This is a genomic window from Pannonibacter sp. I15F10I1, from assembly GCF_900185665.1.
GTDB classification, from domain to species: Bacteria; Pseudomonadota; Alphaproteobacteria; order Rhizobiales; family Stappiaceae; genus Pannonibacter; species Pannonibacter indicus.
Window position 1 is genome coordinate 41,922 of record NZ_FYAN01000015.1, and the last position, 12,885, is coordinate 54,806.

General features: G+C 63.0%; 13 protein-coding genes. 10 read left to right on the forward strand and 3 right to left on the reverse strand.

What is annotated here, in order from left to right; translation table 11 throughout:
• Window positions 1–27: 27 nt before the first annotated feature.
• The 3 genes from IF10I1_RS10875 to IF10I1_RS10885 form a co-directional block, all read right to left on the reverse strand.
• Window positions 28–336 carry a DUF2218 domain-containing protein gene (locus IF10I1_RS10875; RefSeq protein ID WP_186424484.1) on the reverse strand — a complete coding sequence of 103 codons (309 nt, stop codon included), beginning with the start codon at window positions 334–336 and terminating at the stop codon, window positions 28–30.
• Window positions 336–908, reverse strand: a complete 573-nt coding sequence (locus IF10I1_RS10880) for a PadR family transcriptional regulator (RefSeq protein WP_186424485.1) — start codon at window positions 906–908, stop codon at window positions 336–338. Before IF10I1_RS10880 ends, IF10I1_RS10875 begins: the two co-directional genes overlap by 1 nt.
• A 603-nt stretch (window positions 909–1,511) precedes the next feature.
• Window positions 1,512–3,029, reverse strand: a complete 1,518-nt coding sequence (locus tag IF10I1_RS10885) for a glycosyl transferase family protein (protein WP_186424486.1) — start codon at window positions 3,027–3,029, stop codon at window positions 1,512–1,514.
• 225 nt (window positions 3,030–3,254) lie between these two features.
• Here IF10I1_RS10885 and IF10I1_RS10890 point away from each other — a divergent pair, with 225 nt between their 5' ends.
• From IF10I1_RS10890 to IF10I1_RS10935, 10 genes are all read left to right on the forward strand, one after another.
• Window positions 3,255–4,175, forward strand: coding sequence for a siderophore ABC transporter substrate-binding protein (locus tag IF10I1_RS10890; RefSeq protein WP_186392338.1), 921 nt, complete (start codon window positions 3,255–3,257; stop codon window positions 4,173–4,175).
• A 78-nt stretch (window positions 4,176–4,253) separates the two neighbouring features.
• On the forward strand, window positions 4,254–5,216 hold the full coding sequence (locus IF10I1_RS10895; protein ID WP_186392278.1) for an ABC transporter permease: 963 nt from the start codon (window positions 4,254–4,256) through the stop codon (window positions 5,214–5,216).
• Window positions 5,206–6,192: an iron chelate uptake ABC transporter family permease subunit gene (locus IF10I1_RS10900; RefSeq protein ID WP_186392279.1), complete on the forward strand. Its 987-nt coding sequence runs from the start codon at window positions 5,206–5,208 to the stop codon at window positions 6,190–6,192. The genes IF10I1_RS10895 and IF10I1_RS10900 overlap by 11 nt, the downstream gene beginning before the upstream one ends.
• Entirely contained in the window at window positions 6,189–6,947 is a 759-nt protein-coding gene (locus IF10I1_RS10905; RefSeq protein ID WP_186392280.1) for an ABC transporter ATP-binding protein, read from the forward strand. The genes IF10I1_RS10900 and IF10I1_RS10905 overlap by 4 nt, the downstream gene beginning before the upstream one ends.
• A gap of 87 nt (window positions 6,948–7,034) precedes the next feature.
• Window positions 7,035–8,237, forward strand: a complete 1,203-nt coding sequence (locus IF10I1_RS10910) for an N-acetyl sugar amidotransferase (protein ID WP_208977155.1) — start codon at window positions 7,035–7,037, stop codon at window positions 8,235–8,237.
• A 1-nt stretch (window position 8,238) separates the two neighbouring features.
• Complete coding sequence (locus tag IF10I1_RS10915) at window positions 8,239–9,402, forward strand: polysaccharide pyruvyl transferase family protein (RefSeq protein WP_186392281.1); 1,164 nt, start codon at window positions 8,239–8,241, stop codon at window positions 9,400–9,402.
• Between the two features lie 141 nt (window positions 9,403–9,543).
• Entirely contained in the window at window positions 9,544–10,695 is a 1,152-nt protein-coding gene (gene neuC / locus IF10I1_RS10920) for a UDP-N-acetylglucosamine 2-epimerase (RefSeq protein ID WP_186392282.1), read from the forward strand.
• A 5-nt stretch (window positions 10,696–10,700) separates the two neighbouring features.
• Window positions 10,701–11,471: an imidazole glycerol phosphate synthase subunit HisF gene (gene hisF, locus IF10I1_RS10925; protein WP_186392283.1), complete on the forward strand. Its 771-nt coding sequence runs from the start codon at window positions 10,701–10,703 to the stop codon at window positions 11,469–11,471.
• The gene (gene hisH, locus IF10I1_RS10930) at window positions 11,455–12,069 is read left to right on the forward strand and encodes an imidazole glycerol phosphate synthase subunit HisH (protein ID WP_186424487.1); all 615 of its coding nucleotides are present in this window, start codon (window positions 11,455–11,457) and stop codon (window positions 12,067–12,069) included. The genes hisF and hisH overlap by 17 nt, the downstream gene beginning before the upstream one ends.
• A gap of 7 nt (window positions 12,070–12,076) precedes the next feature.
• Entirely contained in the window at window positions 12,077–12,796 is a 720-nt protein-coding gene (locus IF10I1_RS10935; RefSeq protein ID WP_186424488.1) for a cytidylyltransferase domain-containing protein, read from the forward strand.
• Window positions 12,797–12,885 lie beyond the last annotated feature (89 nt).

Here is a 12,885-nt window from a genome sequence, read left to right on the forward strand (position 1 = left end):
CCGAGGCGGCTGCAGCCGGGGTCTTTGTCAGATAGCCGTCCAGATAAGATCACTTTGCGGCTCGCGGAAGGCAAAGCGGATGAAGTGGCTGCCGACAACGTCCTGCAGCCGGTCGAGGGCGGCGCTGTCTGCGGCCGTGACGTCCATGGTCAGAACCGTGCCCTCGGCCTTCAGCGTGCAAACCCCCATCGGAAAGGTGATCTTGCCCTGTTCCGTGTCGAATTCGGCCGGGATCTTGTGCTGGAAGTGCTTGCAGAGCTGCTGCAGGTAGCGGCTCGCCTTGTCAGTTTCCACAATGCAGCGGCGGGTGGAGAGGGTGGTGGTTTCAGTCGTCATCAGCTTTGCTCCACGGCAAGGGCGGCTGCATCGATGGCAGCGGCGATTTTCTGGGCGGTTTCCGGGTCAATTTCGCCGCTGCGCATCCGCAGGCGCAGGGCGGTCTTGAGGTTTTCCATGGCCCGGACAACGGGGGCAGGGGCAAAGCCGCGCCCCATGCCGCCACGGGCCCGGGTCATGAGTTCGCTGGCCAGGGCCTTGTTGGCGGTGAGGAAGGCCTCGCCTTCGGGGGTGATGCTGTGGCGCTTGCGTCCGCCCGCTTCCACGGTGATGGCGCTGTAGCCCATGTCCTCCAGCCAGCTCAGCGTTGGGTAGATGACGCCGGGGCTGGGGCTGTAGCTGCCGGCAAACCGGTCCTCGATGGCCTTGATCAGCTCATAGCCGTGCCGCGGCTCTTCGGCGATCAGCGCCAGAACCAGAAGCCGCAGTTCGCCATAGTCGAACAGGCGCCGGTGTCCGCCGCCCCGGCGGTGCCCGCCGGGATGGCCTTCGTGCAGGGTGTCGTGTGTGCCGTCATGCGGGCCGCCGTGGGGGGCATGGCCGCGGTGACGGTGGGGATGTCTGTGTCTCATGGCTCTAGATATATTTCCGATATATCGAAAGTCAAGATATATCGGGATTTATTCTGAAGGCAGGATTTGCCTTTGAAAATTGCCGCTGCAGACCTCTGACGATCCTGAGGCCTCTCGTTTCCCCTCCCCCTTGAGGGCTGCTGCATGCACACATCGTGTAGAAAGATGTCGAGGGCATTAATACAGGGCGGCAGCCGTTGTTTCAAAGGCACGGCCTATCTGTTCCCCTCCCCCTTGAGGGGAGGGGGTAGGGGTGGGGGTTAACAGACTGAAAGCACGGGGTATTTTCATTGAAGATGTGCTGGGTAAAGACAAGTCCCAGTCAAGCAGCGCTCCTGCGTGAAGACCCCCACCCCTACCCCCTCCCCTCAAGGGGGAGGGGAAACGAGAGGCTTCAGCCAGAGAAATAAGCCTCTGCAACTGCTTACCTTTTCCAGCATAAAAGCAGAGCTTGCCGCCTCTTTTTATACGATGTGTGAATCCGGTAGCCCCTCAAGGGGGAGGGGAGCAGATAGGCCGTGCCGGAGAAACCAGAGCGCAGGCTTTCCTCAAGCCATAACCGGTGAGCCTGACTGGCAGTCCGTTGTAAACACTGTCCCCGCTCTATGGCTTTCGCACGCTGGCGGCATCGGAGCCGGCCGGGCGGAGCTGGCGCGGGCGGTTGCGCCAGAGGGTGGCGGCGTCCTCAAGGCAGGCGGAAAATTCCGCCTCAGGCGCCCGGCGCAGGGTCATCAGGGCGAGCGCTGCGGTTTTCACGATGACGGCTTCTGCTAGGTCATCGCGCGCCGCGCCCGTCCACACGGCCAGCCAGTATTCCTGCTGGGTGAGGGCGGCGGGGATCGGCATCCGGCTCGCGGGCGTCGAGGGCAGGGTGAAGCGGGCCTCCTCGCCGCCGGTCAGGCGGAACACCGGCGTGGGGCGGTCCGGCGTGACCTGCGCAAAGTCGCGGTTGGCGCCGGTGACGGCCGCGTCCAGACAGCCGGTGAGGGCGGCTGCGGTGCGGAACAGCTCCCGGTCCGAGGTTTGCGCCGCACCAAGCATCGAAGCGGGTGCGCCGCCCGGATTGAGCACATGCACGGCGGTGTTGACCGGCGTGCGCATCTCGAAGGCCGGATAAAGGGCGAGCAGGCCCGCGAGCTGCGGGCAATAGGCGGTGACGGGCAGATAGGCGATGCCCTCCTGCGCCAGCGCCTGCCTTGCGTCCTCCAGACTGTCCGCCACGGGAATGGCGCCATCCTGCGCGGCCTGCAGCAGCAGCCTGCCCGAGGCCACGTTGCTGCCAAAGCCATGGATCAGCACCCTGTGCCCGGCAAGGGCCACCAGGCGGGCGGCATGGAGAAACCACGGCACGGTGCGCAGCCGGGGAGAGAAATAGGCGGGCCAGTTAAGATCCGCCATCGCCGTCTCCACGCTCTCCCCCGTCTCCGCCGCGCCGCCGTCTGCTGCATGCAGCTGGACCGCTTCTGCAAAACCTGCCAGTTCCACCGCCGTCAGGCCCCGGAACTGCATGGTGGCGAGCAGGGCGCCGGTCTGGAACGGGTCCGCCTCGCCCCGCAGCACGATGCCGAGGGCATCACGGCCTTCTTCCTGCGTCAGAGGACGGGTGCGGCCCGGCCCTGCGGCAATGCCGGCAATGTATTTGGCCAGCCGCTGGCTGGGGGCCGACGCCTGGCCGATCATCGCCATCCGCTCGGCAATCATCTGCGGCGAGGGTTCGCCTGCCAGCCTGTCGAGCGCACTGGAGCCGGGTGCCAGCGGGGTTGCCTGAGGCTGGGTTTGATTCTGGGCCTGATTCTGGTTCTGAGGCTGGGAAAACGCCCGGGCGGAGTTGGACCCCGGCCCATGGTGGCTGCCCCAGGGCAGGGCGGATGCACTGTCCGGCGTGCGGGCCAGCAGCAGTTCGGCATCATTGGCCAGCCCGCGCACCTCCAGCCGCAGGGCTTCGGCAAAGGGCGTTGGGCGCATGCCCTGGCCTGTGCGCTCCAGCAGCGGGTCGCCGTAGAATTCGCGCAGCTGTGCCAGCATCCGGCTCATGGCCGAGACCTGCATCCCCATGCTGGCCGCCGCTGCCGACACGCTGCCCTCCCGCAGCAGCGCATCCAGCGCGATCAGCAATTTCATCCGGCCAATGTCCACCTGTGTGCTGCCTTCTGCCCGAGCGCTTGATTGAGGAGGGGGATTTGCGTTTTTCGCAAATTGGAATTGCTCAAAATGATGCGCGTTGACCCTTGGCAGCAGTCTCTACATAAGTGGATTTAGAAACTCAACTTATGTTGTTCAGGCAAGGCGCTGCCGCCGTCACACTGGCGTGAGCGCTGCTGCTGCGAGGTTCAGGAAATGACGCATATGTTCTCCATGAAGCGGCTGGCTGCTGGCCTTGCCAGCGCTCTGGTTCTCTCCGCCGCGCTGACGGGCGTTGCCGCTGCCGAGGTCAAGGTGACCCACGCCAAGGGCGAGCTGACGCTGCCTGCGGTCCCGGCCAAGGTGTTCGTCTATGACATGGCCGCGCTGGACACGCTGACCGCGCTTGGCGTTGAAGTGGCCGGGGTGCCGGGCGGCAACAAGCCGGGCCATCTGGCGCAATATGCCGGTGACAAGTACCAGAAGATCGGCTCCCTGTTCGAGCCGGACTTTGAAGCCGTTGCCGCCGCGCAGCCGGATCTGATCATCGTTGGCGGCCGGTCTGCCGCGAAGTATGAGGATCTGGCGAAGATCGCGCCCACCATCGATCTGTCGGTGGACTTCGAGGATTTCACCGGCTCGGCCCTGAAGAACGTCCAGACGCTGGCCGCCCTCTTCGGCAAGACGGACAAGGCGGACGAGCTGACCGCGAAATACAAGGCGTCCGTCGAAGAGCTGAAGGGCAAGACGGCAGGCGCCGGCAAGGGCCTGTTCATCCTCACCACCGGCGGCAAGATGGCCACCTATGGCAAGGGCTCCCGCTTCGGCCAGATCTTCGGCGAATTCGGGCTGGAACAGGCCGATGATAACATCAAGATCGGCACCCACGGCCAGCCGGCGTCCTTTGAATATATCCTCGAGCGCAATCCGGACTGGCTGTTCGTGCTGGACCGGGATGCGGCCATCGGCCGGGAAGGCGATGCCGCCCGCCAGCTTCTCGACAACGAAATCGTCCGCCAGACCACGGCCTGGCAGAAGGAACAGGTGGTCTACCTCAATGCGGCCAACTGGTATCTGATTGGCGGTGGCATCACCGCCATGCAGGATACGGTAGACCAGCTGAACGCGGCCTTCAGCGGCAAGTAATTTCCTCTGATTGCCAGCGTGTCAGGCGGCTGCGTCTCCTCCGGGGCGCAGCCGCCGCAATCCTTTCAGGACCCTGCCTTGAAATTCCTGCTGCCAGCCTCTCTCCTGACCCTCGGTCTTGCGATAGCCAGCCTGTTCACCGGTGCCAGCCCCGTCTCCTTCTGGAGTGTGGTCAGTGGTGCGGGCGATGAGCGGGCCTTGATGCTGCTGGCCGAAAGCCGCATTCCGCGCACCATCGCCCTCATTCTGGCGGGCGCTGGCATGGCCGTGGCCGGAACCCTGATGCAGATGCTGGCGCGCAACCGCTTTGTCGAGCCCTCCACCGCAGGCACGGTGGAATCGGCATCGCTGGGCATGCTGCTGGTGCTGTTCTTCGCGCCGGACCTGCCGGTCATGGCCAAGATGCTCGTCTCCGGCGGTTTCGCGCTGGCGGGCACGTTTCTCTTCATCGCCATTCTGGAGCGCATCCCCCTGCGCTCGGCGCTGATGGTGCCGCTGGTGGGGCTGATGCTGGGCGGGGTGATCAGCGCCGTCACCGCTTTCCTTGCCTACCGGTTCGACCTGCTGCAAACCCTCGGCGCCTGGACCAGCGGTGATTTTTCCGCCGTGCTGCGCGGGCGTTATGAGGTGCTGTGGCTCAGCCTGGCGCTCACCATCGCCGCCTATGTGGCCGCCGACCGCTTCACCCTCGCCGGAATGGGCGAGGATTTCGCCGTCAGCCTCGGCCTCAAGTACCGGCAGGTGCTGCTGCTGGGGCTCTTCATCGTCGCCATGGTCACCGCCGCCGTGGTGGTGACGGCGGGCGTCGTGCCTTTCGTCGGGCTGATCGTGCCCAATCTCGTCGCCATGGCCCTGGGCGACCGGCTGCGCCGCACCCTGCCGCTGATCGCCGTCACCGGTGCGCTGCTGGTGCTGTTGTGCGATCTGATCGGCCGCACGGTGAATGCGCCGTTCGAGATCCCGGCAGGCTCGGTTCTGGGCGTTGTGGGCAGCGTGTTCTTCCTGTTCCTGCTGCTGCGGAGGCGCTCCCATGCGGCTTGAGCGCCTGTATCTGACCGGCGAAAGGCGGCTGACGCCTGCCGGTGTGCTGCTGCTGCTGGGCGTCCTGACGCTCGCCGCCGCCACCGCCTTCATGACGCTTGGCGTCAAGGCCGGCTGGTCCTTCATCCTGCCCTTCCGGGGGCAGAAGCTCGCGTCGCTGGTGCTGGTGGCCTATGCGGTGGCCGTGTCCACGGTGCTGTTCCAGACGCTGACCAACAACCGCATCCTGACGCCCTCGATCATGGGCTTCGATGCGCTTTATGTGCTGCTGCAGACGGTGCTGGTCTTCACGCTCGGCTCGGCCTTCGTGACGGCCATGGACCCGCGCCTGCTGTTCGTCGGCGAGGTCGCCATCATGGCCGGCTTCTCGCTGATCCTGTTCCAGCTGCTGTTCTCCGGGGCCATCAAGGGCCTGCATCTGATGATGCTGGTGGGCATCCTGCTCGGCGCCCTGTTCCGCAGCCTTGCCGGCTTCCTGCAGCGGGTCATTGACCCGAACGAATTCGTCGTGCTGCAGGACCGGTTCTTTGCCAGCTTCAATGCGGTGGATGGCACGCTGCTGGGCGTCTCGGCGCTGCTCATTGCCGGGGCCAGCCTTGCCGCCTGGCGGCTGGGGCATACCTTCGACGTGATGGCGCTGGGGCGGGACAGCGCCATCATGCTGGGGGTGGACCACAGGCGGGTGACGCGGCAGGTGCTGATGATCATCACCGTGCTTGTCTCCGTGTCCACGGCGCTTGTCGGGCCGGTCACCTTCTTCGGCCTGCTGACGGCGAACCTTGCCTATCTGCTGATGCCTTCCGGCCGCCACCGGCATGTGCTGCCTGCGGCGGTGCTCATTGCCATCATCTGCCTTGTGGCGGGCCAGACGGTGCTGGAGCGGCTGCTCAGTTTCAGCACGGCGCTGGCCATCGTCATCGAATTTGCCGGCGGGCTGTTCTTCATCTTCTTTCTGCTCAAGGGGGCGCGGCGGTGATCCGGATCGATCAGGTCAGCAAGAGCTATGGCAACACGCTGGTGGTGGACGGGGTCACCCTCGACCTGCCGAAGGGCGGGCTCACCTCCATCATCGGCCCCAATGGGGCGGGCAAATCGACGCTGCTGTCCATGATTGCCCGGCTCACCACGATGGATCAGGGCAGCGTGCTGGTCGATGGGCTGGATGTGGCCAACACCTCCGGCGAGGTGCTGGCCCGGCGCCTGTCCATGCTGCGGCAGGACAACCAGATGACGGCGCGGCTGACGGTCACCGATCTCGTCTCCTTCGGCCGCTACCCCTATTCAAAGGGGCGGCTGACGGCGCAAGACCGGGCCGAGGTGGACAAGGCGCTCGCCTATCTCGGCCTCACGGACCTCAGCCACCGCTTTCTGGACGAACTCTCCGGCGGCCAGCGCCAGCGGGCCTTCGTCGCCATGGTGCTGGCGCAGGACACCGGCTACATGCTGTTTGACGAGCCGCTGAACAACCTCGACATCAGCCATTCCGTCGCCATGATGAAGCTCTTGCGTCAGGCGGCGGACGACTTCGGCAAGACGGCGGTGGTGGTGCTGCACGACATCAACTTTGCCTCCTGCTACTCCGACCATATCGTCGTCATGCAGAACGGCCGCGCCGCGCTTCAGGGCACCCCCTCCGAGATCATCCGCCCCGAAGTCCTCACCGCCATCTTCGGCTGCCCCTTCACCGTCCAGGAAATCAACGGCAACCGGATCGCCGTCTATTTCCGGTGAGGGTGGCTGGTTGCATAATCTTCAGGTTTTCGGGCTACGAATCGAAGGGTGATTTGTATCTGGCCATTGCTGGAAAGGAGCCCGATTGTGTCCGAGCGCGCATATTTTGGACTGCCGGAAGAGGTTCATTTCTGCAGCAAATGCGTCATCTCCAACCAGCGGCCCAGTTCGACGGTAGAATTCGGCAGCCAGCGGACCGACCGCAAGGCAACCATCGCCTTTGAGGGCGGGATTTGTTCCGCCTGCCGCTATGCGGAGCAGAAGGAACAGGGCATTGATTGGCAGGAGCGCGAGGCGCGGCTGATCGAGCTGCTGGCACGCTACAAGCGCAGTGACGGGCGTTATGACGTGATCGTGCCCGGCTCCGGCGGCAAGGACAGCGCCTTCACCGCCCATGTGCTCAAATACAAATACGGCATGAACCCGCTGACGGTGACCTGGGCGCCGCATAAATACACGGATGTGGGCTGGCGCAATTTCACCAACTGGATGCACGAAGGCGGGCTCGACAACATCCTCTACACGCCAAATGGACGGCTGCACCGGCTCCTGACCAGTCTTGCCTTCCGCAACCTGCTGCACCCGTTCCAACCCTTCATCGTCGGCCAGCGCATCATCGGCCCGGCCATGGCCAGCCGCTTTGGTGTGGAACTGGTGATGTATGGGGAAAACCAGGCCGAATACGGCAACAACATCGACGAGAACCGCAAGCCGGTGATGGATCCGGCCTTTTATTCCAGTGGCGATCCTCTGGACATGAAGTTCGGCGGCGTCAGCATGCGGGATATCATCTCGGAGCATGGTTTCACGCAAGGTGATTTTGCACCTTACGTGCCGCCCACCCGGGATGCCCTGGAGAAGGCGGGTGTCGAGGTGCACTACCTTGGCTATTACCTGAAGTGGGACCCGCAGGAGTGCTACTATTATGCGGTCGAGCACACAGGGTTTCAGGCCAATGACGAGCGCACCGAAGGCTCCTACTCGAAATACTCCAGCATCGACGACAAGATTGACCCCTTCCACTACTTCACCACGCTGATCAAGTTCGGCATTGGCCGGGCGACCTATGACGCGGCGCAGGAAATCCGCAACGGCAAGATCACCCGTGAGGAAGGCGTCAATCTGGTTCACAAATATGATCAGGAGTTTCCGGCGAAGTATTTCCACGAGTTCCTGGACTACATCAGCCTGAGCGAGGCAGAGTTCTGGGAAACCGTCGATCAGTTCCGCTCTCCGCATCTGTGGGAGAAGCGAGGGAGCACATGGGCACTCAGGCATCAGGTGACATGAGATGGCGAACGGCACCGGCAAACCCTTGCGCGTTCTCCATCTGGCGAGTTTCGCTGGCAATATAGGCGATCTGGCAAATCACGCCGGCGCCCGGCACCTTTGGCGCGGCCTTGGGCGGAGCCTTGATATCACCGAGCTGGAGATCCGGGAGTTTTACTGGAAGCAGCGCAGCTTCGATGATGCGTTCATCGAATGGGCCAACAGTTTCGACCTCTTTCTGGTTGGTGGCGGCAACTATTTCGAGCTTTGGGTCGAGCATTCGGCAACTGGCATGTCGATTGACATTACGCCGGAACGGCTTGCGAGGCTTACGGTTGCAACGGTCTTCTACTCGCTGGGCGCTGATATAGGGCAAGGCTACAGCCCGGTGACGCAATCCCGGTTCCGGACGTTCATGGACCACGTGCTTGGGCATCCCGGTTTCTTCGTTTGTGTCAGAAACGACGGGTCTTCGGCTGCGCTGGAACAGGTTCTTGGCAGCTCGTATGCTTCTCAGGTGCCGGTGATGCCTGACGGAGGGTTTTGGGCCGGAGAGGCTCTGGGAATGGTGGCACAGCAAGGCGCCGGTACTGGCCCACTGATTGGCATCAACATTGCCGGAGACATGCTTGAGCGGCGATTTGAAGAAAAGGCGGCAGCAGAGCGCTTTCTTCCGGCGCTGGCCCGTTCAGTAGAGAATATCCTTGAGGGGCATAGCGGGTTGCGCATTGTCCTCTTCCCGCATATCTGGCGGGATGTTCAGCTGATCTCCGGATTGCTGCCCCATATCAAGGATCCCTATCTGCGGCGGCGCATCCGCATTGCAGCACTGGATCCCACAGCGGCGGGGCTCCCTGAATTTCTGCAAGAGTACAGCCGTTGCCAGCTCATTCTGGGTATGCGCTTTCATGCGAACGTTTGCCCTATCGGAATGGGTGTTCCTGCCGTGGGACTGTATAACTATCCGCAGATTGAGCTGCTTTACGGCGAATTGGGACTGGCGGACAGGATCATCGATGTCCGGAAGGAGGGTTTCAGTACGCGGATCGAAGCAGAAGTCCAGCGTCATCTTCAGGCACCTCAGACGGCTGTTGACCAGACCGGGCGGGCCCTTGCCGGGGTCAGGGCACAGGCGCACGGGACCCTGGCACGGCTGGGCGGGTGGCTCGATCAGGTACTTCCCTAGATTTGCCCCGGCTGCCTGGAGCTGACCGGGCGTGCCGCCGAGTGAAAGTGGCCGTCCAAACCTGTGCACCTTTGCAGCTTTCCGAGGGGCTGGATGCAATTGTCCATTGCATCGCGATTCCCTGGATGGACATAGTGGCTCATGACGCGAAAGATCCTCTTCCTCACCGGCACGCGGGCGGATTTCGGCAAGCTGAAGGCGCTGATCCGCGTGATCGAGCGTTCGGACGTCTTTGAGACCGGTATCTTCATCACCGGCATGCACACGCTGCAGCGCTATGGCTATACGGTGGACGAGGTCTACCGCTCCCTGCCCGAGCACCGTTTGCAGGATGGCACGCGCAGTGTCTATGTCTTTCACAATCAGGTGCAGGGCGAGCCGATGGAACGGGTTCTCGCCAACACGATTGACGGCCTGTCCCGCTATGTCACCGAATTCCGTCCCGACCTGATCATTCTTCATGGCGACCGGGTCGAGGCGCTGGCGGGGGCCATTGTCGGCTCGTTGCGCAACATCCTTGTGGCGCATATCGAGGGTGGCGAAGTGTCCGGCACAGTGGATGAACTCATCCGCCATGCGGTCAGCAAGATGTCGCATCTGCATTTCGTCGCCAACGAACAGGCGCGCCGGCGCCTGATCCAGCTTGGCGAGGTGCCGGGCAACATCCATATCATCGGTTCACCGGACGTGGACCTGATGATGTCGCCGGATCTGCCGCAGCTGGAGGAAGTGAAGCGGTACTATCAGATTCCCTTCGGCCCCTATGGCATCGTGCTGTTCCATCCGGTGACAACCGACCTTGCCGATACGGAGAGCTCTGCGCGCGCGCTGGTGGACTGCCTGCTGGCGTCGGGCCGCGACCATGTGGTGATCTACCCCAACAATGATGACGGCTGCGAGCTGATCTTCCGTGAATACGAGCGGCTGCGCGGAAATCCGCGCTTCAAGCTCATTCCCTCGATGCGGATGGAGTATTTCATCACTCTGCTGCGGCACGCGAGGTTTCTGGCCGGAAACTCCAGCGCCGGCATCCGCGAATGCCCGGTCTTCGGGGTACACACAATCAATATTTCCTCGCGTCAGACCGGGAGGGCGTCGGCGGATTGTGTGGTGAATGTGCCCGGTGATGCGGCAGCCATCGGCGCAGCACTGGCCGAGGCCTGGGCCAGCGAACGGCACTATGAGCCGGATCATCATTTTGGTGCAGGCAACAGCGCAGAGCTTTTCCTGAGTGTGATCAGCATGGAGGAGTTCTGGCAGGTGCCGACGCAGAAACTGTTTCAGGATATCTGACCGTCATGCTCAGGTTGATTGCCCGGCTCGATATCAAGAATGCAGATGTCATCAAGGGCATACACCTTGAAGGCCAGCGCAGGATTGGAAATCCCCTAGATATTGCAGGGAAATACTACCGGGAGGGCATCGACGAGATCCTGTTCATGGACTCGGTCGCCAGCCTCTATGACCGCAACAACCTGTTTGATACGGTGGCTGAGGCCTGCCGCACCGTGTTCGTGCCCATCACCATGGGCGGGGGTATCCGTTCGCTGCAGGACGTGGAAAAGGCGCTGGCGAGTGGGGCAGACAAGGTGGCTGTCAACACTGCGCTGCTGCGCAATCCGGAGCTGGCCAACGAAATCGCCCGGGTTTATGGCAGCCAGTGCCTCGTTGCCTCGATCGAGGCCAAGCGTAGGCCGGACGGTTCATGGGAGGCCTATGTCAGCAACGGCCGCGAGCCCACGGGCCGGGATGTGCTGGACTGGGCGCGTGAGCTGGAAGACCGCGGGGCAGGGGAGGTCATCATCACCTCTGTCGATCAGGAGGGCACGCAGCGCGGCTTTGACACCGGGCTTTACCGTCAGGCCGAAAAGCAGCTGCAAGTGCCGCTGATTGCCTGTGGCGGCGCCGGCAGCATTGCCCATTTCACCCAGCTGGAAGCGCAGGTTCAGGTGCAGGCCATTGCCACCGCTTCCGTGCTGCACTACGGCAAGGCCACGATTGATGGCCTCAAGGCGGCGTTGCCGCGCACCACAGCACGCAGGAAGCCCAAAGATGCTGGCAATCATTGACTACGGCATCGGCAACATCCGCAGCGTCCGCAATGCGCTGGATCATCTCGGGATTCCTGCGATCATCAGCCGCGATCCGGCAGAGTTGCGCCGGGCAGACGCCCTGCTGCTGCCCGGCGTGGGGGCCTTCGGCGAAGGCATGGCCCGCATTGAGACGTATGGTCTGCGCCCTCTGTTGGACGAGGCCCATGCGGCTGGCAAGCCGCTGCTCGGCATTTGCCTTGGCTTCGAGTTGCTGATGCTCTCCAGCGATGAGATGGGCCGGCATGATGGTCTGGGCTATGTCCGCTGTTCCGTTTCGCGCCTTCCGGTAAAGGCAAAGCTGCCGCATATCGGCTGGTCACGGGTGGCAACGGGTCCGGCATCGGCGCAGCCTTGCCGCCTGCTGAAGGGGCTGGAAGGCGAGAGTTTCTACTTCGTGCATAGCTATGGCGTGCATGGGGATATGGGCGGGGAAGTTCACGCCACTGCCTCCTATGGCGGCCTTTCCCTGATGGCGCTGGTGGAAAAGGGCAGTGTCTTCGGCACCCAGTTCCACCCGGAGAAGAGCGGCGAGGCGGGGCTGGAGCTGCTGCGTAACTTCAGCCTTCTCTATTGAGGTGACCATGGACACACGGCCCTTTCTTGCCATCATCACTGCGCGTGGCGGCAGCAAGCGCCTGCCGGGCAAAAACCTGCTGCCGCTCCGGGGCAAGCCGCTGATCGCCTGGTCCATTCTGGCAGCGCAGGCCGCTCCTTCCGTGGGCGCCATTTACGTTTCAACCGATTGCGCGGAGATCCAGTCTGTGTCGGCTGGCCTCGGCGCCCGTTGTCCGGACCTGCGAAGCCCGGAGCTGTCCACGGACACGGCCACCAGCGCAGCGGTGGTTCATGACGTGCTGGACCGGCTGGCGCCCGAACTAGATGCTTATGCCGGTCTCGTGCTCTTGCAGCCCACATCCCCCTTGCGCCAGGCGCAGGACATAGAGGCTGCCATAGCCCTTTACCGGCAAGGCGGGGCGCAGGCGGTGGTGTCCGTCTGCGAGGCTGAGTGTCCTGCCCCATGGGTGGGGCAGCTCTCCGAAGACGGAATGCTGGACAGTTTCGTGCGGCCCGAGTTCAAGGGCAGGCGCAGTCAGGACCTCGGGCTCTGGTACCGCTTCAACGGGGCCGTCTATGTGATCGGCTTTGCGGCCTTCCGCGCCGAAAACGGCTTCATGCCCAAGGGTACACGCGCCAGCATCATGCCCCGTCACCGCTCCGTCGATATTGATACCGCAGTTGATCTGCGTATCGCCGAGGCGCTGGCCGATTGGCCATCAGACGGCACTTATACCGGCGCTTGATGAGATTGACTCATTGAACACCGGTTAAGCCCGTGCTGAGCTTGAACATTTCCAAGGCGTGATGCGTCAGCATCTCGGCGCCTTGGTAT